Raw genomic sequence first — 25,789 nt, 5'->3', positions numbered from 1 at the left:
CTGAAACCTGTTCAGACGGCATTTTCACCCTAAGCGTTACTCGGCGGCATTTTCTTCACGGACAGGCGCATCCAGCAGGGCTTTGATGGACAGGCGCACACGGCCTCTGTCATCCACTTCCAATGCTTTCACGTTTACCACCTGACCGACTTGCAGGTAATCGCCGACATTGCGTACGCGCTCGTGTGCGATTTGGCTGATGTGTACCAAACCGTCTTTGCCCGGCATCACGCTGACAATCGCGCCGACGTTGTTGTCGAGGATTTTCACCACAGTACCTTCATACACTTTGCCCACTTCCACTTCGGCAGTAATCTGCTCGATGCGTTTTTTCGCCGCATCGCCGGCTTCTTGGGTCGTCGCGGCAATGGTAATCGTACCGTCTTCGGCAATATTGATTTCCGTACCGGTTTCAGCGGTAATCGAACGGATGGTTTCGCCGCCCTTACCGATAACTTCGCGGATTTTGTCTTGGTTGATTTTCATCGTGAACAAGCGTGGCGCGTGTGCGGACAGCTCTTGCGGGCCTGCAACGGCGGCTTTCATCTGATCCAAGATGTGCAGACGCGCTTCTTTGGCCTGCGCCAAAGCGATTTGCATAATCTCTTTGGTAATGCCTTGGATTTTGATGTCCATTTGCAGCGCGGTTACGCCTTCGGTTGTGCCGGCCACTTTAAAGTCCATATCGCCCAAGTGGTCTTCGTCGCCCAAGATATCAGTCAGGACGGCAAACTTATTGCCCTCCAAAATCAGACCCATCGCGATACCGGCAACGTGTGCTTTCAAAGGCACGCCGGCAGACAGCAGGCTCAGGCAGCCGCCGCAGACGGAAGCCATAGAGGAAGAGCCGTTGGATTCGGTAATTTCGGAAACCACGCGCATGGTGTAGCTGAAATCTTCAGGTTTCGGCAATACGGCCAACAACGCACGTTTAGCCAAACGGCCGTGGCCGATTTCACGGCGTTTCGGCGCACCTACGCGACCCACTTCGCCGGTAGAGTACGGCGGGAAGTTGTAGTGCAGCATGAAGCGGTCGGTGTATTCGCCGGACAGCGCGTCAATGATTTGCTCGTCGCGCGAAGTACCCAAAGTTGCAACCGCCAAAGCTTGGGTTTCGCCACGGGTAAACAGTGCAGAACCGTGCGTGCGCGGCAAGACACCGGTTTGAATGTTCAACGGACGAACGGTGCGGGTGTCGCGGCCGTCGATGCGCGGTTGGCCGTCCAAAATTTGGCTGCGGACGACATCGGCTTCCAAGTGTTTGAAAATGCCTTTGATTTCGTTGGCTGCCAGCGTGTCGGTTTCTTCGGTAAGCAAGGCTTCTTTTACCGCATTCCAAGCTTCGTCCAATTTTGCGGAACGCGCCTGTTTCTGACGGATTTTGAACGCTTCTTTAATGGTTTCGCCGGCAATCCCGCGTACTTTGGCAACCAGTTCCTCATTGGTTTCAGGTGCTTTCCAATCCCAAACTTCCGGATTGACTTCGTCGGCAAACTCATTGATGGCGTTAATCGCCGCCTGCATTTGATCGTGGCCGTAAACCACCGCGCCCAACATCACGTCTTCAGGCAGGATTTTGGCTTCGGATTCCACCATCAACACGGCTTTTGAAGTACCGGCGACCACCAAGTCCAATTGCGATTTCGCCAACTCGGCTTTAGTCGGGTTCAAAACGTACACGCCGTTTACATAACCCACGCGTGCCGCACCAATCGGACCGGCAAACGGTACGCCGCTCAACACCAGCGCGGCAGACGCGCCCAACATTGCAGGAATGTCGGAATCGATTTCAGGATCGACGGACACGACCATCGCTACGATTTGGATGTCGTGGTAGAAACCTTCGGGGAACAGCGGACGGATCGGACGGTCGATCAGACGGCTGGTCAGGATTTCTTTTTCGCTTTGTTTGCCTTCGCGTTTGAAGAAACCGCCGGGGATTTTACCTGCGGCGTAAGTGCGTTCCAAATAATCGACGGTCAGGGGGAAGAAGTCTTGGCCTTCTTTCACTTCTTTGTTGGTGGTAACGGCAACCAAAACCACGGTGTCGCCCATAGAGACTTTAACGGCAGCGGCGGCTTGGCGGGCAATTTCGCCGGTTTCCAAGGTAACGGTCTGATTACCGTATTGGAAGGTCTTAACGTGTTTGTCGAACATCATTGTTCCTTTCAAAATACCGCACTGCTAAAACACTAATAATGCACACTAAAATCCGAATGTGCATAGTTAGGGTTTCAGACCGTGCGGCAGGTTGTAAACAAGCTTTCAGACGGCATTTCGGACGCTGAAAGCAATTGCGGATTATAAAGGCAACCATCCTTAAAATCCAGTATTGATACAATAAAAAGACCGTCTGAACCATATTTCTTTCAGACGGCCTTCAAACTTAAAAATCAATCCTGAGTCAGCAAAGTCAATGCTTCCCGATACTTCTCGACTGTTTTCTGAATCACATCGGCAGGCACTTTCGGCGCAGGCGCTTTTTTGTTCCAACCGCTTTGCTCCAGCCAGTCGCGGACAAATTGTTTGTCAAAAGACGGCGGATTGGTGCCGACTTCATATTGATCCGCCGGCCAGAAGCGGCTCGAATCGGGAGTCAATACCTCATCCATCAGCGTCAGCGTACCGTTTTTATCCAAACCGAATTCAAATTTGGTATCGCAAATGATGATGCCGCGAGATTTCGCATATTCCGCCGCTTCCGTGTAAAGCCGAACCGCTTTGTCGCGCACTTCCGCCGCCAATTCTTTGCCGATAATGCGTCCGCATTCTTCAAAGCTGATGTTTTCATCATGATCGCCGACTGCGGCTTTGGTTGAGGGCGTAAAAATCACTTCGGGCAGTTGTTGCGCTTCCCGCATACCTTCGGGCAGCCGAATACCGCAAACCGAGCCGGTTTTTTGATAATCTTTCCAACCGCTGCCTGCCAGATAACCGCGCACAATCGCCTCTACTTTCACCGGTGTGAGCTTTTTAGCCACGACGGCGCGTTTTTCTAAAACTTTGGCTTCGTTCTCAGGCAAAACGTCGTACACGGTATCGCCGGTGAAATGGTTGGGCATAATATGCGCCAGTTTTTTAAACCAAAAATTGGAAATCTGCGTCAGAATCTCCCCTTTGCCCGGAATCGGATCATCCAAAATCACATCGAATGCTGACAGGCGGTCGGAAGCAACCATCAACATTCGTTTATCGTCAATTTCGTACAAATCGCGGACTTTGCCGGAATAAATTTTCACCAAGCCGGTTACACTCATTTCACATCACCCTGAAAATGCCTTAAAAAATACCGAAACGACACTCGACTATCGGAATCGGAACCGAATCGCGCTATTTTAGCCGAAGTCGGTATAAAACAATACTCTTCACACAAAATGCCGGCACATCGGACACCGGCAAAATTTTGGCACTATAATATCAACAACAGGTCTTACAATACATTTTTATCAAGGAAATTGCCTTATGAGGATTCTACTGACCGGCTCGAAAAGCCAGCTCGCCCGCTGCCTGCGCGACCGCATTCCGGAAGATTGGGAAACCATTGCAACGGATTCCGCATCTTTAGACATTACCGATGCCGATGCCGTCTGCCGTATGATTCAAAATTTCCAGCCCGATGCCGTTGTGAATACCGCCGCCTATACCGCCGTCGACAAAGCGGAAGGCGATGCGGCTGCGACATTCGCCGTCAATGCTTCCGCCGTGTACAACCTCGCTTCGGCGGCACACCGCGCCCACGCCCGGTTCATCCACATTTCGACCGACTATGTATTCGACGGCCAAGCCGACAAACCTTATTTGGAAAGCGACTTTACCAATCCGCCCAACATATATGGAAAATCCAAGGCTGCCGGCGAACTGCTCGCGCTGTCCGCCAATCCCGACAGCCTTATCCTGCGGACTTCTTGGCTGTTTAGCGAATACGGGGACAACTTTGTCCGCACGATGCTGAACCGTGCCGACGAACGTTCTTCATTACCCGTCGTCAGCAATCAAACCGGCTGCCCGACCTATGCCGGCGACTTGGCTGCCGCCATCATCCGCCTGTTGCAGCAATCATCGCCGGTACGCGGTATTTACCATTTTGCGGGCGGCAAATCCGTATCTTGGTACGAATTTGCCCGGCACATCTTTCAGACGGCATTGCGGCAGGATGCCTCTTTTCCCATTCCCGAACTGAAAGCCGTTTCGGATGAAGAGTATCCGGCTGCCGCTTCCAGACCGCCGTACAGCATTTTGGACTGCCGCAAAATCGAAAGCGGCTTCGGCATCAAACCGTCAGACTGGCAAAAAGCCCTTTCGCAAGTTGTCTTAAAGCTGCTTTGACCCCCACTCATTCATACCGTTTCCGCCGCCAAGCCCAAACTTGGCGGTTTTTATATAGTGGATTAACAAAAATCAGGACAAGGCAACGAAGCCGCAGACAGTACAAATAGTACGGAACCGATTCACTTGGTGCTTCAGCACCTTAGAGAATCGTTCTCTTTGAGCCAAGGCAAGGCAACGCCGTACCGGTTTTTGTTAATCCACTATAAAACCAGAAAGTAACACAACCGGCCATCATCTTTACATTGCCATACCCCCGCCCCGTTCAAAAAATGGTATGATTGCCGCCGATAACATCTCACAATGAATTTCATAACCTTTATTGGGAAAATCAATAAACCGAAATCTCCCGACCGACAAATAAAATGAAAGAAAGGGTTAATATGCAACATCGAAGAAGACTGGCAATTTACCAAGCATTCAAACGCGCCTCCTTTAACGGCAGGTTCTCTGTTCCGCAAAAACGCGAAGAACGTTGATTCAAGCTGAAAATGCCGTCTGAAGTCCTGCTTCAGACGGCATTTTTACGATTCGAGAACCTGCCTCAACTTTTCCTCATCCAAGTACCAGTGGCAGATTTCTTTATCACCTGCCAACAAAACAGGCACCAGCTCATTGTATTTTTCTTCCAAAGCGGGATCGTCATCCACGTCAAACACATCCAAGCCAAACCCGTATTCATCTTGAAAAGGTTTGAGTTCGTCGCGCATTTTGTGGCACAAACTGCAATATTCGCGAAACATCAAGGTCAGTTTCATCGGCACTTCCTTACCGTTCTGCTTCCACAATCCCAAGCCTTCAGACCAGAGACTCGGGGACGGGTTGCCAAGTGGTCATTTTTTCATAAATTTCATTAAAATATTTCTGCAAATCATCTACTTCATCTTTTTCAACGCCATGGATTATTTCAAATTCCCTTGCATCTACGCATACACCTGCATATATCTCACTCAAGGTAGCCCGTAAAACAAAAACTTCATCTTGAGTGAGTGATATCGTTGAGTTTTAATTGTTTATGGATAGTATGTCCATAGCCGGTTTCCTATAAGTCATGATATTCAACATCTTGATGTTTTACTATAAATCTATTCTTGTGCTTCCTTTATCAGATATTTCAAAACAAAAGATACATATGCATTCTCTAATTTTATTTGAGATAAAATAATGCATTGCTTTGTCGATACTGTTAAATAAATTACTTCCCTCGTAATACCAATTATCATATATTTGATAAAAATAATTATCTTTCTTGATATAAATATCTCCCCCCAATACAAGTATTCTCTCATTGATAAATAAATTTAATATGTCTATTGCAGCGGGGACGGGTAATGCGGCTTCTCTAATTCCAATTCCTGTCAAAGATTCCCCTTGTCTCGAATAAATTTCAAAAATCTCATTTAACATATTAATCCCTATCTGCTATTTTTCAGGAAATTGCCGGTTAGGGACAAATAATCTATGATTAATTTTTCCATCTGCTTCTCTGATATATTCAAAATTTCCATCTTTTCCTTGATAAGATTCGAGGATATAAAGTTTATGCCTTACAATATTATCTCCGCCAACTATTTGTATTGCTGTATATTGTTCGCCTGATACCGGTCTGAATGCCGCACCTCTATCATTAGAATTTTTATCTTGGATAACTATTATCCCTGTTTTATCGTCCCAATACATAGCGGAATCATCATTGAAGCAAATCGGCACTGTCTTAACACGCAGCCAAAAAACAGCAAAAATGCCGTCTGAACAGTTCAGACGGCATTTTTAAAACCGTTTTACGCTTGAACGCTAATGCCTGCCGTAACCGTCGGTTGCGCGTTATGCGCCGTCAGAAACGAGGCGGCAAGCTCTCCGCAGCAGCCACAGCAGCTCGCCACGCCCAATTGCGACTGCAAATCGCCCATTGTGGTCGCGCCGGCGGCGATGGTTTCCTTGATTTGATGGTCGGTAACGGCATTGCAGATGCAGACAAACATTTTGTGCTCCGTGTGTTCTCAAACTATCGTACCGATAGCGGCTTTTATTATCGTATGCAAATATAAATAAAAACAGTTCGTATTGCAAGGTCGGAGGACGCAGTTTTCTTGGTATTTTTTTATCGCATTTCTATTTTCGATTGTTTTTTATTAATCTGAAGCAGATGAGAGAACAAAACCTCAATTTCGGGAATGATGTTCTTTAACCACCTTTTGCAGCCGCACGTTGGCAATATGGGTATAAATCTGCGTCGTGTTCAAATCGGCGTGTCCCAACATATCCTGAACCACGCGCAAATCCAAGCCGTGCTGCACCAGATGCGTGGCAAAGGCGTGGCGCAGGCTGTGCGGGCTGATATGCCCGATACCTGCCTGGCTTGCATATTCTTTGACAATCATCCACGCCAGCTGCCGGGAAATGCCCGTTTTTTTCTGACTGACAAACAAGGCATCGCAACTCCTGCCCTTCAACAAGACCGGACGCGCCTCCGTGTAATAGCGTCCCACCCAATACGCCGACTCCTGCCCCATCGGAACCATCCTCTGCTTGTCGCCCTTGCCCAGCGCGGTAATGCAGCCCCTGTCCAAATCCACATTGCCGAAGTTCAGCCCGACCGCCTCGCTGACGCGCAAGCCGGTTGCATACATTAATTCAAGCAATGCCTTATCCCGCAAACCGTGCGGCGTTTCCGTATCCGGCGCATCCAACAGCCGGGAAACCTGCTGTTCGGTAATCAGGGGCGGAATATTCCTGTCGGTTTTGGGCGGTTTCAGCAGGCGGGTGGGATTGTCCGCCCTCATCCCTTCCCACTCCATCCACGCATACAGGCGTTTGCACGCCGATAATGCGCGCGCCTGCGAACTCCGTTGCTCCCCGTCGGCATAAACCGCCGCCGCCAAATCCGTTTCTTCCGCATCTGCCAGCGTTTTGCCGCACAAAGACAGCCGGCGGGCGATTTTTTCCAAATCCCGCCGGTAGCTGTCCAAAGTATTCCGACTGAGCCGCCGATCCAACCACAAAGTTTCCAGCAGCCTGTCAATCAAACCGTTTTCCATACCGTTCCAAACCGATGCCGTCTGAAGGCTTCAGACGGCATTGCGACATTCATCGGGAAAGCGTTTCCAATACCTCCTGCGCGTGACCCGCCACCTTGACTTTCCGCCATTCCCAGACGATTTCTCCGTCCTTATTCAAGACGAACGTACTGCGCTCGATGCCCAACGACTCTTTCCCGTACAGTTTTTTCAATTTGATGACATCAAACAGGCGGCATACCGTTTCATCCTTGTCACTCAACAGCTCGAACCGGAAACCCTGCTTGGCGCAAAAGTTCTGATGCGCTTTCACGCCGTCCCGCGAAATGCCGACCACGGTATAACCCAATGCCTCAAACTGTTCCAAACGCGCATTAAAATCCAAGCCTTCCGTCGTACAGCCCGGCGTACTGTCTTTCGGATAAAAATACACGACCAAAGGCAGATGTTCTGCCGAACGGAAATCCGCACCGCTGCTCGAAGGCAGGGTAAATTCATATTTCACACCCATTATCCGTACTCCCAATATTCCAACGATTAAAACAACGCATCAGCACACACCCGTGCATCAGCTTGATTCCAGACAAACCCCGATTCTACCGCCCCGGCGGCGGAATATCCAACCGTCGGGCAAACCCGGACGGCACACGGCGGCATAAAGGAAACCGCGCCAAACCATTAAATATGTTCCAATTTAAAAACAAAATGTTACAAAGCAAACAAAATAACAAGGCAACGAAACCGCCAAAAGGCGGACGGCTTTTTTTCAGGCGGCACACTTTACAGACGACTGTTTTTTCAACAAAATAACGCCGATATTCAAATACACGGAATCAAAAATGCCCGCCCGCCCCCTGAAACACCTGCGTCCCGCCCTACTCCTCGGTTTGGCTTTCCTGCTGCCCTCTGCCCGACTTTTCGCGGATACCGATATTTTGGGGCAGTTTTTAAAACAAAACCTGCCCGCCTCCTCCGATCCGATAGAAATATTCGCCGAAAGCACGATATATCCCGCCGATACCCAGGCTATTACAGGCGGGCTGATTCTGTCCTCCCAATCCGCACTGGTCGTCAACAACCAAACAGGGCAAATACTGTATCAGAAAAACGCCGACAGGATTATGCCCATCGCCTCCATCTCCAAACTGATGAGCGCGATGGTCGTTTTAGATGCCGATTTAAATATGGATGAAACCATCACCATCACACCCGACGAAATCGACCGCCTCAAAGGAACAGGCAGCCGCCTTGCCATCGGCACGTCCCTGACCCGCAGGGAGCTGCTTCATTTAAGCCTGATGAGCAGCGAAAACCGCGCCACCCACGCCTTAGGCAGAACCTACCCCGGCGGAATGGGCGCCTTTGTTGCCGCGATGAACCAAAAAGCCCAAAGCCTCGGTATGTACGGCAGCCGCTTTTACGAACCGACCGGCCTTAATTTCCATAATGTTTCCACCGCCAAAGATCTCAATCTTATGGTTAACGCCGCCGTCCGCTACCCCCTGATACGCGCCAACTCGACTTCCAATTATGCTTCGGTGCAGACTAAAAACGGGCAGCAAAACTATAAAAATTCCAACGCCCTGATCAGGGAAGGCAGATGGCGCATCGAACTTCAGAAAACCGGCTACATCCGCGAGGCAGGCAGGTCTATGGTCGTCAGGGCCAATATTCAAAACCAACCGGTTACCATCGTATTGTTAAACTCGCCCACATCCGCCACACGGGTCAACGACGCGCGCAAAATCGAATCGTGGATGTTGCAGCAGCATTCTTGACGCGCCCGGGCAGGCGGTGTGCAAATCGGTTTCAAACACAAAAAAATTGGTAATTTTTCCTATTAAAGGCTACAATCCCACACGTACAGGGCATTTGCCCGATTTCACAATCATAATAGCGGAGCTAAAAGATATGACAGCTAAAGGACAAATGTTGCAAGATCCCTTCCTGAACGCATTGCGTAAAGAGCACGTTCCGGTTTCGATTTACTTGGTTAACGGCATCAAACTGCAAGGTCAGGTCGAATCTTTCGACCAATACGTCGTCCTCTTGAGAAACACTTCCGTTACCCAGATGGTTTACAAACACGCCATTTCCACCATCGTGCCGGCTCGCTCCGTCAGCCTTCAGCACGAAAACAAACCCCAAGCCGCCCCCGCACCGGGACTCGTCCAAGTGGAGACCGTCCGACAAGCTGCCGAATAATCCGCACGATTTCATATATTTTAATACCTTATCGGAAACGGTAAGGTATTTTTATTTGACCGTATTTTCATACAGTGCCGATAAGCCTACTTATCTTCAAGGTATTCGACAGAGCCATTTTCCACAGGATAACTTCCTACCCGGCCGGAAAACAATTGTCTTTCCGAGACAAACCGTTAAAACCGGCGGATTATTAAGGCGCAGCCTTTTATTTTCAGGCGGCATTTCAAAATGTTATTGAAAAACATCATCCCATTCGCCCATTGCCTTTTACGGCAGGTGCTTCCCGAAGGCGGCAATGCTTTGGACGGCACAGCCGGCAACGGACACGACACCCTTTTCCTCGCCCAAACCGCAGGCATCCGGGGAAAAGTGTGGGCATTCGATATCCAGCCCCAAGCCCTGAACAACACCCGATGCCGTCTGCAGGAAGCAGGTTACAGCAATGTACGGCTCATCTTGGACGGACACGAAAACCTGAAACAATATGTTTCAGAACCGCTAAATGCCGCCATTTTCAACTTCGGCTGGCTGCCCGGCGGGGACAAAAGCCTTACCACCCGCACGGAAACCAGCATTACCGCCCTTTCTGCCGCCCTGTCCCTGCTGAAAGAAGGCGGTATGCTTATTGCCGTCCTCTATCCGGGACACGAAAACGGCAAACAGGAGGCAGAAGCAATCGAACAATGGGCAAAAAACCTGCCTCAAGAACAGTTTGCCGTTTTGCGTTACGGGTTTACCAACCGGAAAAACAACCCTCCCTATCTGTTGGCATTTGAAAAGTTACGTCAAAAATAAATGTTTGCGGTAAAATAAGCCGATTCCAACCCTTATTTTGATAAGAGCCGACCATGCAGTATCTGATTGTCAAATACAGCCACCAAATCTTCGTTACCGTTACCATTTTGTTGTTCAACATCCGCTTTTTCCTGCTTTGGAAAAATCCCGAAAAACCTTTGGCGGGCTTGTGGAAGGCACTGCCCCACCTCAACGACACCATGCTGCTGTTTACGGGATTGTGGCTGATGAAAATCACCCATTTCTCCCCGTTCAACGCGCCTTGGCTCGGCACAAAAATCCTGCTTCTGCTCGCCTATATCGCATTGGGTATGATGATGATGCGCGCCCGCCCCCGCTCGGTCAAATTCTATGCCGTTTACCTGCTTGCCATTTGTTGCGTCGCCTGTATCGTTTACCTTGCCAAAACCAAAGTCCTGCCATTCTGAAACACTGCCATGAACAACAGACATTTTGCCGTCATCGCCTTGGGCAGCAACCTTGACAACCCCGCACAACAAATACGCGGCGCATTGGACGCGCTCTCGTCCCATCCCGACATCCGGCTTGAACAGGCTTCCTCACTGTATATGACCGCGCCCGTCGGTTACGACAATCAGCCCGATTTCGTCAATGCCGTCTGCACCGTCTCCACCGATATGGACGGCATCTCGCTGCTCTCTTTGCTCAACCGTATCGAGGCGGATTTCGGGCGCGAACGCAGTTTCCGAAACGCGCCGCGCACATTGGATTTGGACATCATCGACTTTGACGGCCTATCCAGCGACGACCCCCGCCTCACCCTGCCGCATCCGCGCGCGCACGAACGCAGTTTCGTCATACGCCCTTTGGCGGAAATCCTCCCTGATTTTATTTTAGGAAAACACGGAAAAGTTGCCGAATTGTCAAAACAACTGGGCAATCAAGGTATCCGTCTTTTACCGGACAGGTAATTCCGCACACAGATGCCGTCTGAATGCCGGTTTCAGACGGCATTTTTACCCTGCCGCCAATCTGTACGCAAAAAAAATCGCCCCTTGAAAAAGGGGCGCAAAAGGAACACAAACCACTACCAAAACTTTAAATCTGCAACACTGCCTGCCGCATACTGTATCCGACAGGATATAAAGCCCTCACCAAATCGTTTTGAGAAATCCAAACTTCTTCATCGCCGACAGAAAACCTGCCTTTCTCCGGCACCAGCTCCAACAAAAACGGCTGAACCGCCGTATGCAGCTTGTCTTTACACCGCCCCAACTTTCTAGATAGCGCAGACAAGGCGCGCTTATAGGCATTATCCTTGCGGTCAAGCTCCCGCGCACTGCCGACCCAGCTCAAACGCAGGCTGCGGCTTTCATCTTCAATCAGCAAAATACCTGTTTTAACTTCTCCTACCTCGGGTTCGCACGAAAGCGCAATATAATATTTGCCGTCAATGTTGACATACGCCGCTTCATGCACCTGACAGTTGCAACCCGAGGTTGCGAGCAGGGAATAAACAGAATCACGGTGCAGCCTCAAAATATCGGAGGAAATCTGTTTGAAAATACTTTCCGGCATTTTTCCCTCCTTTCGTCTGCTGCGTTGTTTACTGGATTGACTGCATTATACAGACATCTCCCAATTTTGCAAATGATAATTGTTCCTATTTTTTAAAAAGTTTATAAATTATTGATAATTATGTGAATTAATTTTTAGGATTTGAAACCTTTGTCTCAAAAAACACAAAAATGCCGTCTGAAACGTGTTCAGACGGCATTGGCTGCACCGGCAGTCCGTTTAAAATTTCACGCCCTTATGCAGCGCGACGATGCCCGCACTCATATTGTGATAGTCCACACTGTCGAATCCGGCATCCAGCATCATCTGTTTCAAAGTTTCCTGATCGGGGTGCATACGGATGGATTCGGCAAGATATTGGTAACTCTCCGCATCTTTGGCAATCAGCCTGCCCATGACCGGCAGCAGCTTGAACGAATAAAAATCGTATGCGCCTTCGAGCGGCTTGTAGATTTTGGAAAACTCCAACACCAGCAACATGCCGCCCGGTTTCAAAACACGGTACATCTCTTTTAGCGCGGCATCTTTATGCGTCATATTCCGCAAACCGAACGCCACGGAAACCAAATTAAAATAATTGTCGGGGAAAGGCAGTTTTTCCGCATCGGCAAGCGATACGGGGAGAATCATACCTTCGTTCAAAAGCCGGTCGCGCCCGACGGTCAGCATAGAAGAATTAATATCGGTCAGCCAAACCTCGCCTTCTTTGCCGACGCGTTTTGCCCAACCGCGCGACAAATCGCCCGTACCGCCCGCAATATCCAGCACCTTGTCCCCTTTTTTCAAGTGTGCCGTATGGATGGTAAAGTGTTTCCATACGCGGTGCAGCCCTGCCGACATCACATCGTTCATAATGTCGTAATTTTTTGCAACCGAATGGAAGACTTCCGCCACTTTTCCGGCTTTCTCATCTTCGTTGACCGTACTGAATCCGAAATGCGTTTTTTGTCCGCCCATCTTCTGACCACCTCCCTGATGCCGTCCTCTGGCATCCCAAACTTAACAATCTGATTGCTTTTCAAAACGCGACGCACCAGCCGCCGCCAATTTGTCCAAATATTCCTGCCACATCGCATCGTATCCGTATGCCAGTCTGTGCAGATACGCCCAATCGTAAAGACCGCTATCGTGCCCGTCCGAAAAACTGATTTTCAGCGCATACTGTCCGACAGGCTGCAAATCCGTGATTTGGACATCCGCCTTGCCGGTCTGCAAAACATCCTGTCCCACGCCGTGTCCGCGCACTTCCGCACTCGGCGAATAGACGCGCAAAAACTCGGCAGGCAGATTTTTAGATTCGTCCCCGTAAGTCAAAACCAATACGGTACGGTTTTTCAACAAGCGGATTTCAACAGGAATATTATTCAAAAAACACCTCGGTTCGGCATACAATATCCGGCAGGCGCAGGCGTGCCTTCAAACGGCGCGTATTTTAACAGCTTTATCCCGATACCGATATTCAAACCCACATTTCAGACGGCATTGATATGGACAATCTCGCTTGGGGCGGCATTCCCGACATCCGCACGCTTTACAATATTATCGGCAAACGCGCGCAACCGCTCAACCTGATTATCTGCCTCCCCGATAATCAGATTCCCAATTTTCAAACCGCACAAGATGCTTCGGATGCAGAATGCCGTCTGAAGCACCGTTTGGATCAGGCAACGCAGTGCCTACAATTCAACAGCATCAACCTCATCGAACACATCCTGCCCGATGTCCGTTTTTGGCTGGTTCCGCCTTCACGCACTCACCGCCTGCACGAACATTTCCACCATATCTCTTGGCAGACCGAAGCCATCGCGCAAACAGAAAACACCCCCGACAAACCCTGGTTTGCACTTCCACAAACATCCGAACGGCAAAAACCGGAACACGTCTTCGTCATCGGCGCGGGCATATCCGGCGCGGCAACCGCCCACGCCTTAGCATCACACGGCATTTCCGTTACCGTATTGGAAGCCCGAAAAGCCGCCCAAGCCGCCAGCGGCAACCGCCAAGGGCTGCTCTATGCCAAAATCTCGCCGCACGATACCGAACAAACCGAACTGCTGCTTGCCGGCTACGGCTACACCAAACGCCTGCTCGGACACATCCTGCCCGAATCCGAAACCTGGGGCGGCAACGGCATCATCCACCTCAATTACAGCCGCACCGAACAACAACGCAATCACGAATTGGGTTTGCAAAAACACCATAACCACCTCTACCGCAGCATCACGCAGGCAGAAGCTGAAAAAATCGCCGGCATCCCGCTGTCCGTCCCATACGACCACCCTTCATGCGGACTATTCTGGCAGCACGGCGTATGGCTCAACCCGCCCGCATTCGTCCGCGCCCTCCTCAGCCATCCGCTGATTAAACTGCACGAAGACACACCGTTAACCGGCATTTCCCACGACGGGGAAAAGTGGATTGCAAGCACGCCAAACGGCATCTTTTCTGCCACACACATCGTCTACTGCACCGGCGCGCACAGCCCCTGCCTGCCCGAAACCAACCTCGCCGCCCTGCCCCTCAGGCAAATACGCGGACAAACCGGCCTCACACCGTCCACCCCGTTTTCCGAACAACTGCGTTGCGCCGTTTCAGGTGAAAGTTACATCAGCCCGTCGTGGCACGGACTGCACTGCTACGGTGCAAGTTTTATTCCCAACAGCAGCCATACCGGATGGAACGAAGCCGAAGAAACCTCAAACCGCCAAGCACTAGCACACCTTAATCCCGCCCTTGCCGAATCATTGTTTGCCGCCAACCCAAACCCTCAAAAATACCGGGGACACGCCGCCATACGCTGCGACAGCCCCGACCACCTGCCCATCGTCGGCGCACTCGGCGACATTGCCGCTATGCGGCAGACTTACGCCAAACTCGCGCTGGACAAAAACTACCGCATAGATTCACCCTGCCCGTACCTGCCCAATGCCTACGCCAACACCGCGCACGGCACGCGCGGACTCGCCACCGCCCCCATATGCGCCGCCGCCGTTGCCGCCGAAATCCTAGACTTACCCCACCCCCTCTCAAAACGCCTGCGCCACGCCATCCACCCCAACCGCACCGTCATCCGCGCCATCGTCAGAAGGCAGAACATGACTCCCTAACCCTTTGCCGCATACCGTCCCGACCGCAGAAAATCATATTCAAATAAACATACCAATCCTGACGGTAAAATTACGAATCCTCAAAAACAAACAAAAAAACGCCCTGTTACTTGTATCAAAGTAAAGGATGTTAATTTTTGTTAATAATCCCTTCTCGAGAACTCGATATATAAGAAATGGGAAGTGGGAAATGGGAAATGGGAAATGGGAAATGGGAAATGGGAAATGGGAAATGGGAAATGGGAAATGGGAAATGGGAAATGGGAAATGGGAAATGGGAAATGGGAAATGGGAAATGGGAAATGGGAAATGGGAAATGGGAAATGGGAAATGGGAAATGCCTCCGATCATATCGGAGGCATTTTGAATTGGCACGCCCACGGGGAATCGAACCCCGGTTACCGCCGTGAAAGGGCGATGTCCTAACCGCTAGACGATGGGCGCGTATTGTATTTTCTTACTGGCGCACCCGGAGCGATTCGAACGCCCGACCCTCTGGTTCGTAGCCAGATACTCTATCCAACTGAGCTACGGGTGCGGTACAATCACTTTTAAGTGATTGGAAAAATAGAATAATACCGTTTTATTTAAATTCTGTCTACTGTTTTGAACAAAAATTCCCAGTTATCCTAATAATATGTTGATTTTAAAATTAACTATTTCTTGATGCGAGTTGCAGCAATTCCGCAGCGTGACGGCGCGTCGTTTCGGTAATGACTTCCCCACCCAGCATACGGGCAATTTCCCCAATCCGTTGATTCTCATCCAACATACTGATTTCACTGACGGTTTGCCCGCCTTCGCTGTGTTTGCATACCCGCCAGTGGTTTTCTCCGCAGGATGCGACTTGGGGAAGGTGGGTAACGGCAAGTACCTGATGTTTTTTACCCAAAGCACGCAGGGCTTTGCCGACCATTTCGGCTACTCCGCCGCCGATGCCGGTATCTACTTCGTCAAAAATCAGCGTGGGGATTTGCGTGTATTGGCTGGTAACAACCTGCAAGGCAAGGCTGATACGGGCAAGTTCGCCGCCGGACGCGACTTTGTTCAGCGGACGGGGCGGATTGCCTTTGTTGGCGGCAACTTGAAATTGAACCTGCTCCAAACCGTGTGCCGTCGGGGAAGACGGCAGCAGGACAATATCGAAACGCGCGCCTTTCATCGCGAGATGCTGCATATTTTCCGTCGTCTCTTCGCCAAGCCTGCCGGCAGCCTGATGGCGCATAGCGGAAAGAATGTGGGCGGCTTCCTGATATTCGGCAAGGTTGCGGGCAACGGTTTGCGCCAATGCTTCCAAATCGGCAGCGGCTTGCAGGCTTTGCAGGTGCTCTTCGATTTCAGCCAGCTTTTGCGGCAATTGTTCAGGTTCGATGCGGTATTTCCGCGCCATCCCCATCAGTTCGCCCATACGCTGTTCCTGTGCCGCCAATTCATTGGGATTGATGTCGCTGCGTCCTGCCACATCGCGCATATTGGCACTGATTTCGCCCAATTCGGCTTCGATGCTTGCCAACATATTCAGGCTCTCGGCAAAACGCGGCTCGATATTTTGCAGATTGTCCAATAGTTTTTGACATTGATAGATATGGCGTTGGATGCCGTTGTCGCCGTCAATCTTACTCCCGACTTCTTCAGCGGCCTGCAACAGCTCGGCGGAATGGGCAAGGCTATCGTGGCTTTGGCTGAGGGCTTCCCATTCGCCTTGTTTAATGTCCAACTGGTTCAGTTCGTTAAACTGCCATTCCAAACGCTCCCGCTCGATAATGACGGCATCGGCGTGTTCCTGCGCCTCTTGAAGGGCTTTTTTCGCATTGGCCCAATTTTGATAAAGCTGCCTGACGGTTTCCGCCTGCTCCCTGCTACCCGCAAATGCGTCCAACAATTCGCGCTGGGCGGCTTCCTGATTAAGCGAATGATGGGCGTTTTGCCCGTGGATGTCGATAAGCTGGCTGCCGACGGATTTGAGTTGCGCCAAGGTAGCGGCCTGATTGTTGATAAAGCTGCGGCTTTTGCCTTTAGCATCGATAATGCGGCGGATACTGAGTTCTTCTTCTCCGTCGTTTAAAAGCCCCTGTTCATACAATTCTGCTTTTAAAACAGGCAAATGGGAAATATCGAACAATGCCGACAACTGCGCTTCTTTTGCACCGCTGCGGACTTGGCTGTAATCGGCTTTGTCGCCCAACAGCAGACCAATCGCATCCAAAGTAATGGACTTGCCCGCGCCGGTTTCTCCGGTCAATACGGTAAAGCCGCTTTGAAAATCCAGATTCAGATTTTCAACAATGACAAAATCACGCAAAGAAAGTGTTAGAAGCATCGTGAGGATTCCTTAGCAATTCTACCGACAAAAGCAATATCAACTTTAGATATTCGAATTATAACTAAGATTTTTTAAATTAAAAATAAGTTTTTCCTTAATTTTGCTTAGTGCTTGTTTTTATCTGCTTATTTGTTGCAATGCCGTCTGAAGCAATGTGCGTTTCAGACGGCATTTGGAATTTCAGTTGGGCAGGGTATCGGACGATACGGCTTCCGGCTCTTCTTCATCCGTCGGCGGCATTTCTATCAAATCGGGCAAAACCAATTCGCCCAGTTCGGTCAACGGCGGCAGTTCTTCCAGACCGTCCAAGCGCAAATCGCTGAGGAACGTTGCCGTTGTCGCCCACAATGCGGGTTTTCCCAATGTGTCCCGATGTCCGATGACTTCAATCCAACCCCGATCCTGCAAGGTCTGCATCACGTTCTGCGACACCGCCACGCCGCGTATGCCCTCGATGTCGCCGCGCGTTACGGGCTGCTGGTAGGCGATAATCGCCAGCGTTTCCATCACGGCGCGGGAATAGCGCGGCGCACGCTGTTCTTGCAGGCTGCCCAGCCGCTCGAATGCCGTCTGAACAATCTGAAAACGCCAGCCCTCGTGCGTATGCACCAGTTGCAACGCCCTGCCCTGCCAACGCGTTTTCAACTGCGCCAACACGTCAATTAATTTGTCCTGCGACAGCGGCGGCACACACAATTCGCGCATAGATTTTTCGTTTAGGGGTTCGGCCTGGGTCAAAAGCGCGGCTTCAATCAGCGCGTCGGGAGGGAGTTTTTCGTTCATAACATTAAGATTTGATTGTTTAAATATTTTTCAGACGGCTTTGGGCAAGGCTTCTTTTCAGTTTTATATGTTGGTTTTGAATTTGACAAATCAGGTTGTCCGGACAATCTGCTGAAGTTTCAGACGGCTTTTTAATGCCGCAAATGATTTGATATTCCACTATGCCGCCCTACTCGTCCGCAGGCTTCTGCCCTTTGCGCTCTGCTTTCCTTGCTTCGCGTATGGCTTTGAGTTCGGCTTCTTTTTGGCGGGCTTTTTTGAGCCAAGTTTCCCATTGGTTCGGCGTTTCGAGGGTGATTCTGCCGATTTTGCCTTCGCGGAAGTCGGTAAGGATGTTTTCGGCGGCTTTTTGGTAGTTGATCCGTCCGCCGCCGAGGACTGCGCCGCGTTTTTTGGCTATCCATTCGAGCCAAGCGTTGTCGTCCCAGTGGCTGCTGGGATCTTTGTCGGCCCGGTAGCGTTCTTGCAACATAGGGAGGTAATGGCGGCGGAGGTAGTCTAAAAGTTCGAGGGCGACTTCTTCTTCGTCCAGCGCGTTGCGTCCGACTGCGCCGCCGGCGGCGAGGTTGTAGCCGCCTTCTTCGACGATGATTTTCGGCCACAGCATTCCGGGTGTGTCGTAGAGCCAGAAGTCATCGGCGAGGAAAAGGCGTTGTTCGGCTTTGGTGATGCCGGGTTCGTTGCCGGTTTTGGCGGATTTTTTGCCTATCATACCGTTGATGAGGGTGGACTTGCCAACGTTGGGAATGCCGCAGATGAGGACGCGCAGGGGTTTGTCTATGCCTTGGCGGTGGGGAATCATCGCGCGGCAGGCTTGGGTGATTTTGCCGTGTGCGCCGGTTTCGGAGGAATCGAGGGCGATGGCGCGGGTGTCGGGGCGGCTGTTGTAGTGTTCGAGCCAGACCTTGGTACGCTCGGGGTCGGCAAGGTCTTGTTTGTTTAGGATTTTGAGTTTGGGTTTGCCTTTGGAAAGCTGGGCAAGCAGGGGGTTTTCGCTGGAGGCGGGCATACGCGCGTCCAGCATTTCAATCACCATATCTACGCTTTTTGCACGCTCGGCGATGGCTTTTTTCGCTTTGTTCATATGGCCGGGAAACCATTGGATTGCCATATCTTTCCTTTCTTCTCAATATTTGAAATGCCGTCTGAAACAGAAAATCGGGTTTCAGACGGCATCATCGTTCAACGGGATTAGCGGCTCGGCAGGTTTTGCATCTGTCGGTGTCGTATCAGCAATTCGTAACGCCCCTGCAGCCTGCCGGCAAGCTCTTCGACAACATAGACGGAACGGTGCTGTCCGCCCGTGCAACCGATGGCGACGGTAACGTAGCTCCTGCTTTCATCCTCCAAACGCGGCAGCCAATGCGTAACAAACCTTTCGATGTCGCCAACCATTTCCTGCACAAGCGGCTGTCCGTCCAAATAATCCCAAACGGGTTTGTCCATACCAGTGTAAGGTCTCAACTCGGAATCGTAATACGGGTTGGGCAGGCTGCGCATATCAAACATAAAATCCGCGTTGGCCGGCACGCCGTATTTGAATCCGAACGACTCCAAAATCACCAAAAGCCCGGTACGTTCGACCTTCAGCCACTGCCGCACGGCTTGGCGGAGCTGTTGGGCATTCATTTGGGAAGTATCGATACAATAGGCGATTTCTTTAAGCGGGAAAAGCCATTCCCGTTCTTTCTTCAGGCTTTCCAACAGGGTCATATCCTGATTGCTCAAAGGATGTCCGCGCCGGGTTTCGGAAAACCGGCGAACCAGCACGCCCTCTTCCGCCTCGACAAACAAAACTTCAACCCTGTGCCCCAGTCCGCGCAAATAGGCAATCTGCTCGCGCGCTTGGGCAATGTCTATGCCGGAACGCACATCGACGCTGACCGCCAATTCGGTTTCGTCCGCACGTTCGATATGGTAAGACACCAGCGCGGGCAACATTTCCAAAGGCAAATTGTCCACGCAGAAATAACCCGAATCTTCCATTTGGCGCAGTGCGACGGATTTGCCCGAACCGGACAGCCCGCTAATCAGGACGATCTTCATTGTGTTGCTCGTTTTCTTTAAGCTGCGTCTGATGACGTTCCAAAAATTCGCGCGTACTGTCTTTGCCGCGCAACTGGAGGATATAGTTGCGTACCGCCGCCTCAACCAAAACGGCGAGGTTGCGTCCGACGGCGACGGGCAGCGTAACCGAACGGACGTTGACGTTGAGGATGGATTCGGTTTCGGTGCGGATGCTCAACCGGTCGAGCTGCTTCATATACTCGTCGTCCGCCTCGACTAAATTGATAATGAGTTGCAGGATTTTTTTGGGGCGGATGGAAGTTTCGCCGAAAATATGGCGGATATTGAGTATCCCCAAGCCGCGCACTTCCAAAAAATCGCGCAGCATAGGCGAACAACGCCCTTCCAATGTTTCCGGACCGATGCGGAACAGCTCGACCGCATCGTCGGCAATCAGGCTGTGGCCGCGCGAAATCAGTTCCAATGCCAATTCGCTCTTACCCAGGCCGGAATGCCCGGTAATCAGCACGCCGATTTCAAACACATCGAGAAATACGCCGTGTTTGACGGACGATGCCGCCAGGGTGCGTTGCAGGTAAATCCGCAACACATCCATCAGATAGGGGCTTTCGAGTTTGGAAGTCAGCAGTGGAATATCGTTTTTATGGCAATAGTCGCGCAGCCCCGGGGAAACCGGCAAGCCGTTTGCCACAATGACCAAAGACATAGAAATGTCGAACAGGTCTCCGAACTGATAACCCGTTTCCCCCGATTCGAGACGGTTCAGATATTCCGACTCTGCCAAACCGACCACTTGGATTTGGTTGGGATGGATGAAATTCAGGTGTCCGACCAAAGCGAGGACGGGCTTGTCCGCCTCTACGCCGATACGGTTGTCCGCACCCGAATTGCCGGCGGCCCAGGCAAGTTGCAGTTTGTATTGATTGTCGTCAAACAGTCGGCGGACGGAGATACTGGGCATATTATTCTTCAGTCAGGATGGCACGGACTTCTTCCGCAGAAGAAACCGTCATCAGCGATTCTCTGATGCTTTTTTGGGAAAACTTGCCGGCCAGTTTGGATAAGACTTCCAAATGCTCGCCGGTTGCGTTTTCTGGAACCAGCAAGATAAAAATCAGGGAAACCGGCTTGCCGTCCGGTGCGTCAAATCCGACGGGTTCGCGCGTACGGATAAACGCGCCCGTTGCCTGCTTCACGCCGGCATAACGGCCGTGAGGGATGGCGACACCCTGCCCCAAACCAGTCGAACCGAGTTTTTCACGGGCAAAAAGACATTCGAAAACATCAGCATGGGACAATGAGGATTCGCGTTCCAAAAGCAGGCCCGCTTCCTCAAACAGCCTTTTTTTACTACCCACCTCCATATCCAAAACAATATGGGACAAAGGCAAAATTTCGCCGATAAGGCTCATAAGCTTCTCTTTTCAGACATCGCAAAACAGAAAGATTGTACCGACTGCCGGGGCAAATCTCAATCCCGCATACGGTACGGGCTGACATAACACAGCGTTTTAAAAACATATTTTAACGCTTTTCGGCACAGATAGAAATGCCGTCCAAAGCAGTTTGCGGCTCTTCAGACGGCATTGCCCTGCCTTATTTCGCAAAAAACGTATGGGCAAAAATAGCGGTAAACCACACCCAACCGATTCTGTTGTTTGCCAAAAACGTTTCAAAACAGATTTGCCGGACGCGGCTTTTGATGGCGGCATATTGGCGGTATTGCAGCAGCAGGACGATGGGGATTGCCGTCCAATATGTCCATGCCGCACCGATAACCGCCCCCAATGCCGCCATCAGCAGGGTAAAGCCGCTATGGCACAGCATAACGGCGGCGATATCGTAACGCCCGAACGTGACGGCGGAGGTTTTGATGCCGATTTTCAAATCGTCTTCTTTGTCCGCCATTGCATAAACCGTGTCATACGCCAGAGTCCATAACACATTGGCGGTAAAGAGTATCCACGCTTGAGGCGGCACGTTTCCGGCGACGGCGGCAAACGCCATCGGAATGCCGAAGGAAAAGGCAAGCCCGAGATAGAGTTGGGGAATCGGAAAAAAACGTTTGGTAAACGGGTAAGTCAGCGCAAGAAACAGCGCGGGCAGGCTCATCAGCCATGTCAGATGATTCAGCGGAATCAGGCACAATGCGGCAAGCAGGCACAAAAATGCCGTCAGCAGCAGTGCTTCTTTTTTTCCGACCCGGCCCTGTGCGAACGGACGGTTTTTAGTGCGCTCGACAGCCCCGTCAAAATCGCGGTCGGCAAAATCGTTGATGACGCAACCGGCACTGCGCATTAAAAACGTGCCGATTGTAAACGCCGCCAATACCGCCAAATCGGGAATGCCGTCTGAAGCCAACCACAATGCCCAGTAGGTCGGCCACAGCAAAAGCAGCGTCCCAATGGGCTTGTCCACCCTCATCAGTCTGATATAAACGTCCAAACGATCGGACAGTCGTAAAAATAAAGGGGATTTAGGATTCATATTGCCGCACAACTTGAAAAAACGGTATTTTATCCGATAAAGCGTTTCAGTTCGGGCAGAAAATACTCGGTCAGCAGCATTTCCTCGCCTTGATGGGAAAACCGAGAACGCCGTGCGGCAAAGTACCGACCGCATCCTTCGCCGGCAACGGCAAACTCAAATGCCGAACGCGCCCCTTCCAAATCGGCTTGAAATAGACGTTCGCCCAAAGGACGCGTGCCGCAGTCCAAAATGTTTTGCCAAAACGCCGAACCGATACGGCATTCGCTCCTTGCCGCGACAACAGGGATACCGTCCAGCTTCAACAAAACTTCGCGCACCAGCCGCCCTCCGCATTCCGTTTCCAATTCGCCCAGTTTCAGCAGTTCCACCGAAAACAGATGCGGCAAGGCGCGCAATGCGGCGGTCAGCGACCGGGCTTTCAATAACCGGCTCATCGGCAGGCCGATGCCGTCTGAAACGTCGGCGGGCAGGTCGGGCAGCCATTTCCCAAATAGGTGTTCCATATCTTTCCCAATCTTTATACCGCGTCTGTTTTATCCAACTCCAACCATTCCGCCTCGGGGAAACTGTCTTTCAGACGGCATTGCAGATAGTTCAGGCTGTCTTGCGCGACACATTCGTCGGAACTGTCGTGAATATGGTTGAAAATCAGGCTGTGCAGGCGGATGCCGTATTGTTTGAGCGCGGCGAAACTGAGCAGGGTGTGGTTGATGCTGCCGAGCCGTCCGCTGGTAACAAGAATGACGGGATAGCCTTGCTGACGGATATAATCAATAGTTAACAGCTTTTCCGTCAGCGGAACCATCAAACCGCCCGCGCCTTCGACCAAGACGATTTCGTATTGCGCCGCCAGTTGCTGCGTGGCAGTGCGGATTTTGTCCAAATCCAAAGCCCTGCCGTCCAGTCGGGCGGCGAGGTGGGGTGAAGCGGGATAGCTGAAGATTTCGGGCATAGTCAGCCGCTGTTTGTCCGCTTCCTGCATCGGGATGCCCATGATTTTGCGGTGAACGGCGATGTCGTCGGCAATGTTTTGGCAACCGGTTTGCACGGGCTTTTGCGTGATTACGCTTTTGCCCTGCTGCAACAATTGTTTTGCCAATACGCCGGTGGCGATGGTTTTGCCGATGTCCGTGTCTATACCGCTGACGAAGTAAACACCTTTCATTTGCTGTGCTCCTTCAAGATTTGCACGGTTTTATCCGCAAGTTCGGTCAATAGATCGTCTGAAATAATGTAAGGCGGCATCAGATACACCAGCCTGCCGAACGGGCGCACCCAAATGCCCTGCACCACGCAATCCGCTTGAAAACGCGCCATATCCACGCCTTTTTCCAACTCGATCACGCCGATGGCGCCCAAAACGCGCACGTCTTTCACACCACGAATGTCCCACGCGGTTTTCAGACGGCATTTTAAGATGCTTTCGATGCGGCGGATATTTGCCTGCCAGTCTTGGGACAAAAGCAGCTTGACCGAAGCGCAGGCAACGGCACACGCCAGCGGATTCGCCATAAAGGTCGGGCCGTGCATGAACACGCCCGCTTCGCCTCGCGAAATCGTTTCGGTAACTTTTTGCGAAGTGATTGCCGCCGCCAGCGTCATATAGCCGCCGCTCAAGCCCTTGCCGATGCACATAATATCCGGCACGACGTTCGCGTGTTCGCAGGCAAACATCTTGCCCGTACGCCCGAATCCGGTGGCAATCTCGTCAAAAATCAACATGATATCAAATTCGTCGCACAAATCGCGCAAACCGCGAAGATACTGCGGATGATAAAAATACATACCGCCCGCGCCCTGCACGACCGGTTCCAAAATAAAGGCGGCAATGTCCGTATGATGCGCTTCAAACAAGACGCGGACAGGCTGCAAATCCGCCTCGTCCCATTCATCGTCGAAACGGCTTTTCGGATTATCGACAAAATAACGCTGCGGCAACGCGCTGCCGAAAATATGGTGCATCCCCGTTTCCGGATCGCAGACCGACATCGCGTTCCAAGTATCGCCGTGATACCCGCGCCGCACCGTCGCCATATTTTGTTTTGCACGCAAACCCCGCGCCTGCTGGTATTGCACCGCCATCTTCAGCGCGACTTCTACCGAAACCGAACCCGAATCCGCATAAAAAATACGGTCCAGCCCCTGCGGCAAAATCCCGACCAACAATTTGCCCAGCTCCACCGCCGGCTCGTGCGTCAAACCGCCGAACATCACGTGCGACATTTGTTTCATCTGCGCCTCAACCGCCTGATTCAAAACAGGATGGTTGTAGCCGTGTATCGCACACCACCAAGACGACATCCCGTCAACCAGCCGCGTACCATCCGCCAATTCGATATGCACGCCCTCCGCTCGGCGCACTAGATAAACAGGCAACGGATCGGTCATGGATGTATAGGGATGAAGCAGGTGGGCGCGGTCGAAATCACGCAAAGATACTGGTTTTTCCTGTTCAGACGGCATAAGTTTCTCTCTTTTCTGATTGCATTATTTAAAATCAAGGCTTCATTCTACCTTCCAGACCGTATCCTTCCTACTTCGATACCATCGGGGCAGGCGCATTGAGGCTGATGGCGGCAATGCCCGGCATTCCGCCCGTCCGCCAGTTCCCAAGCGGCACAAATGCCGTCTGAACCTTCAGACGGCATCGGGTTTATATTGACCCATCCCTTTTATGCCCGATGGCATTTCGGCGTTGATTGCCGTCAGGTTCGGCAACCGTATATTCCCCCTCGATAATATCGTCATCGTAAGGGGCGTCCTTTTTAGCACCCGGCCGGTTCATATTGAAAAAATGCCCGGACCCGGCAGGCTGCAATACGGCAGCACCTTTAAACGGCAGCAGCAACAGCAAGGCCAATACGGAAGACACAAACCCCGGACTCATCAGACACACCGCCGCCACCGTATAACGGATGGGCCACAACATCTGATAAACAGACACCCGCCCGCCGCTTTTTACCGCCGCGCCCGCCAATAAAATACCGGACAGCCCCGTATGCCTGAGCATCAGCACGCCGGCGGCAAAGGCTGCCGCCATCAAAAACAGCGTCCAGCCGCCGCCCAGCCAATCGGCAACCCACACAATCGACATAATCTCCAAAAACAGCAGCACCAAAAAACCGATACCGAAGAATCTCATTGACCGTCATCCTTATATTTAAGTAAACAGC

At 51.4% G+C, this 25,789-nt stretch carries 29 protein-coding genes, 2 tRNA genes and 2 pseudogenes; 8 read left to right on the top strand and 25 right to left on the bottom strand.

Going from position 1 to position 25,789, the window contains the following annotated elements; all coding sequences use genetic code 11:
• Positions 1-36: 36 nt before the first annotated feature.
• Together pnp and FGL10_RS01045 are read right to left on the bottom strand one after the other, a co-directional pair.
• Complete coding sequence (gene pnp / locus FGL10_RS01055) at positions 37-2,160, bottom strand: polyribonucleotide nucleotidyltransferase (protein WP_003708039.1); 2,124 nt, start codon at positions 2,158-2,160, stop codon at positions 37-39.
• A 233-nt stretch (positions 2,161-2,393) separates the two neighbouring features.
• Positions 2,394-3,257, bottom strand: coding sequence for a phosphoribosylaminoimidazolesuccinocarboxamide synthase (locus tag FGL10_RS01045; RefSeq protein ID WP_003708035.1), 864 nt, complete (start codon positions 3,255-3,257; stop codon positions 2,394-2,396).
• Between the two features lie 205 nt (positions 3,258-3,462).
• On the opposite strand from FGL10_RS01045, the gene rfbD reads away from it, so the two are divergent.
• On the top strand, positions 3,463-4,326 hold the full coding sequence (gene rfbD / locus FGL10_RS01040; RefSeq protein ID WP_003708034.1) for a dTDP-4-dehydrorhamnose reductase: 864 nt from the start codon (positions 3,463-3,465) through the stop codon (positions 4,324-4,326).
• Positions 4,327-4,850: 524 nt separating this feature from the next.
• Here rfbD and FGL10_RS01035 read toward each other — a convergent pair.
• The 7 genes and pseudogenes from FGL10_RS01035 to FGL10_RS01005 all read right to left on the bottom strand — a co-directional run bounded on the left by FGL10_RS01035 (position 4,851) and on the right by FGL10_RS01005 (position 7,854).
• Entirely contained in the window at positions 4,851-5,084 is a 234-nt protein-coding gene (locus FGL10_RS01035; protein WP_004467966.1) for a glutaredoxin family protein, read from the bottom strand.
• A 40-nt stretch (positions 5,085-5,124) separates the two neighbouring features.
• On the bottom strand, positions 5,125-5,322 hold the full coding sequence (locus FGL10_RS12885) for a hypothetical protein (protein ID WP_309473472.1): 198 nt from the start codon (positions 5,320-5,322) through the stop codon (positions 5,125-5,127).
• Positions 5,323-5,411: 89 nt separating this feature from the next.
• A pseudogene (gene imm40, locus FGL10_RS01025) lies at positions 5,412-5,733 on the bottom strand (Imm40 family immunity protein).
• Between the two features lie 15 nt (positions 5,734-5,748).
• Positions 5,749-5,919: pseudogene (locus tag FGL10_RS12410) on the bottom strand (MafB); the annotation flags it as partial.
• Positions 5,920-6,107: 188 nt separating this feature from the next.
• On the bottom strand, positions 6,108-6,308 hold the full coding sequence (locus tag FGL10_RS01015) for a (2Fe-2S)-binding protein (RefSeq protein ID WP_003708020.1): 201 nt from the start codon (positions 6,306-6,308) through the stop codon (positions 6,108-6,110).
• A 180-nt stretch (positions 6,309-6,488) separates the two neighbouring features.
• Complete coding sequence (gene xerD / locus FGL10_RS01010) at positions 6,489-7,364, bottom strand: site-specific tyrosine recombinase XerD (RefSeq protein WP_003708018.1); 876 nt, start codon at positions 7,362-7,364, stop codon at positions 6,489-6,491.
• A gap of 49 nt (positions 7,365-7,413) precedes the next feature.
• Entirely contained in the window at positions 7,414-7,854 is a 441-nt protein-coding gene (locus FGL10_RS01005; protein ID WP_003708017.1) for a peroxiredoxin, read from the bottom strand.
• A 328-nt stretch (positions 7,855-8,182) separates the two neighbouring features.
• Here FGL10_RS01005 and FGL10_RS01000 point away from each other — a divergent pair, with 328 nt between their 5' ends.
• From FGL10_RS01000 to folK, 5 genes are all read left to right on the top strand, one after another.
• Positions 8,183-9,121: a serine hydrolase gene (locus FGL10_RS01000; RefSeq protein WP_003708013.1), complete on the top strand. Its 939-nt coding sequence runs from the start codon at positions 8,183-8,185 to the stop codon at positions 9,119-9,121.
• A 133-nt stretch (positions 9,122-9,254) separates the two neighbouring features.
• Positions 9,255-9,548 carry an RNA chaperone Hfq gene (hfq, locus tag FGL10_RS00995; protein WP_013449257.1) on the top strand — a complete coding sequence of 98 codons (294 nt, stop codon included), beginning with the start codon at positions 9,255-9,257 and terminating at the stop codon, positions 9,546-9,548.
• Positions 9,549-9,779: 231 nt separating this feature from the next.
• Positions 9,780-10,346, top strand: coding sequence for a tRNA 5-(aminomethyl)-2-thiouridylate-methyltransferase MnmM (mnmM, locus tag FGL10_RS00990; protein ID WP_003708007.1), 567 nt, complete (start codon positions 9,780-9,782; stop codon positions 10,344-10,346).
• Positions 10,347-10,399: 53 nt separating this feature from the next.
• Positions 10,400-10,774 (top strand): SirB2 family protein, encoded by a 375-nt coding sequence (locus FGL10_RS00985; protein ID WP_002229237.1) that lies wholly within the window; start codon positions 10,400-10,402, stop codon positions 10,772-10,774.
• A gap of 9 nt (positions 10,775-10,783) precedes the next feature.
• Positions 10,784-11,278, top strand: coding sequence for a 2-amino-4-hydroxy-6-hydroxymethyldihydropteridine diphosphokinase (gene folK / locus FGL10_RS00980; protein WP_003708004.1), 495 nt, complete (start codon positions 10,784-10,786; stop codon positions 11,276-11,278).
• A 127-nt stretch (positions 11,279-11,405) separates the two neighbouring features.
• Here the strand turns inward: folK and FGL10_RS00975 are convergent, their stop codons facing one another.
• The 3 genes from FGL10_RS00975 to FGL10_RS00965 form a co-directional block, all read right to left on the bottom strand.
• Positions 11,406-11,885, bottom strand: coding sequence for an NGO0322 family iron-responsive protein (locus tag FGL10_RS00975; RefSeq protein ID WP_003708003.1), 480 nt, complete (start codon positions 11,883-11,885; stop codon positions 11,406-11,408).
• Positions 11,886-12,104: 219 nt separating this feature from the next.
• Positions 12,105-12,842, bottom strand: coding sequence for a bifunctional demethylmenaquinone methyltransferase/2-methoxy-6-polyprenyl-1,4-benzoquinol methylase UbiE (gene ubiE / locus FGL10_RS00970; RefSeq protein WP_003708001.1), 738 nt, complete (start codon positions 12,840-12,842; stop codon positions 12,105-12,107).
• 42 nt (positions 12,843-12,884) lie between these two features.
• Positions 12,885-13,253 (bottom strand): gamma-butyrobetaine hydroxylase family protein, encoded by a 369-nt coding sequence (locus FGL10_RS00965; protein WP_003707999.1) that lies wholly within the window; start codon positions 13,251-13,253, stop codon positions 12,885-12,887.
• Between the two features lie 119 nt (positions 13,254-13,372).
• Here FGL10_RS00965 and mnmC1 point away from each other — a divergent pair, with 119 nt between their 5' ends.
• The gene (mnmC1, locus tag FGL10_RS00960) at positions 13,373-14,992 is read left to right on the top strand and encodes an FAD-dependent 5-carboxymethylaminomethyl-2-thiouridine(34) oxidoreductase MnmC1 (protein WP_003707997.1); all 1,620 of its coding nucleotides are present in this window, start codon (positions 13,373-13,375) and stop codon (positions 14,990-14,992) included.
• A 190-nt stretch (positions 14,993-15,182) separates the two neighbouring features.
• A complete protein-coding gene (locus tag FGL10_RS11910; protein ID WP_162817102.1) occupies positions 15,183-15,359 on the top strand; it encodes a hypothetical protein in 177 nt (58 codons plus the stop codon).
• A gap of 2 nt (positions 15,360-15,361) precedes the next feature.
• Here the strand turns inward: FGL10_RS11910 and FGL10_RS00955 are convergent.
• The 13 genes from FGL10_RS00955 to FGL10_RS00895 form a co-directional block, all read right to left on the bottom strand.
• Positions 15,362-15,436: transfer RNA gene (locus FGL10_RS00955), tRNA-Glu, on the bottom strand.
• 17 nt (positions 15,437-15,453) lie between these two features.
• A tRNA-Arg gene (locus FGL10_RS00950) sits at positions 15,454-15,530 on the bottom strand.
• A gap of 114 nt (positions 15,531-15,644) precedes the next feature.
• Positions 15,645-17,312, bottom strand: coding sequence for a DNA repair protein RecN (gene recN / locus FGL10_RS00945; RefSeq protein ID WP_003707993.1), 1,668 nt, complete (start codon positions 17,310-17,312; stop codon positions 15,645-15,647).
• 183 nt (positions 17,313-17,495) lie between these two features.
• A complete protein-coding gene (scpB, locus tag FGL10_RS00940) occupies positions 17,496-18,098 on the bottom strand; it encodes an SMC-Scp complex subunit ScpB (protein WP_003707991.1) in 603 nt (200 codons plus the stop codon).
• 169 nt (positions 18,099-18,267) lie between these two features.
• Positions 18,268-19,209, bottom strand: a complete 942-nt coding sequence (gene ylqF, locus FGL10_RS00935) for a ribosome biogenesis GTPase YlqF (protein WP_003707987.1) — start codon at positions 19,207-19,209, stop codon at positions 18,268-18,270.
• 80 nt (positions 19,210-19,289) lie between these two features.
• Positions 19,290-20,144, bottom strand: a complete 855-nt coding sequence (gene rapZ, locus FGL10_RS00930) for an RNase adapter RapZ (RefSeq protein ID WP_003707982.1) — start codon at positions 20,142-20,144, stop codon at positions 19,290-19,292.
• Positions 20,125-21,087 (bottom strand): HPr(Ser) kinase/phosphatase, encoded by a 963-nt coding sequence (hprK, locus tag FGL10_RS00925; RefSeq protein ID WP_002225452.1) that lies wholly within the window; start codon positions 21,085-21,087, stop codon positions 20,125-20,127. The genes rapZ and hprK overlap by 20 nt, the downstream gene beginning before the upstream one ends.
• Position 21,088: 1 nt before the next feature.
• Positions 21,089-21,538 (bottom strand): PTS IIA-like nitrogen regulatory protein PtsN, encoded by a 450-nt coding sequence (ptsN, locus tag FGL10_RS00920; RefSeq protein WP_002232051.1) that lies wholly within the window; start codon positions 21,536-21,538, stop codon positions 21,089-21,091.
• A gap of 184 nt (positions 21,539-21,722) precedes the next feature.
• Complete coding sequence (gene ubiA, locus FGL10_RS00915) at positions 21,723-22,613, bottom strand: 4-hydroxybenzoate octaprenyltransferase (protein ID WP_036469369.1); 891 nt, start codon at positions 22,611-22,613, stop codon at positions 21,723-21,725.
• 29 nt (positions 22,614-22,642) lie between these two features.
• Positions 22,643-23,119: a chorismate--pyruvate lyase family protein gene (locus FGL10_RS00910; protein WP_003707977.1), complete on the bottom strand. Its 477-nt coding sequence runs from the start codon at positions 23,117-23,119 to the stop codon at positions 22,643-22,645.
• A gap of 14 nt (positions 23,120-23,133) precedes the next feature.
• A complete protein-coding gene (bioD, locus tag FGL10_RS00905) occupies positions 23,134-23,781 on the bottom strand; it encodes a dethiobiotin synthase (RefSeq protein WP_003707976.1) in 648 nt (215 codons plus the stop codon).
• Positions 23,778-25,079, bottom strand: a complete 1,302-nt coding sequence (gene bioA, locus FGL10_RS00900; protein ID WP_050774458.1) for an adenosylmethionine--8-amino-7-oxononanoate transaminase — start codon at positions 25,077-25,079, stop codon at positions 23,778-23,780. Before bioA ends, bioD begins: the two co-directional genes overlap by 4 nt.
• A 190-nt stretch (positions 25,080-25,269) precedes the next feature.
• Complete coding sequence (locus tag FGL10_RS00895; RefSeq protein ID WP_003707970.1) at positions 25,270-25,758, bottom strand: FxsA family protein; 489 nt, start codon at positions 25,756-25,758, stop codon at positions 25,270-25,272.
• Positions 25,759-25,789: the final 31 nt, after the last annotated feature.

Origin of the sequence: Neisseria lactamica (assembly GCF_901482445.1) — a bacterium.
GTDB lineage: Bacteria > Pseudomonadota > Gammaproteobacteria > Burkholderiales > Neisseriaceae > Neisseria > Neisseria lactamica.
This window is presented reverse-complemented; position numbering and strand designations above follow the sequence as displayed.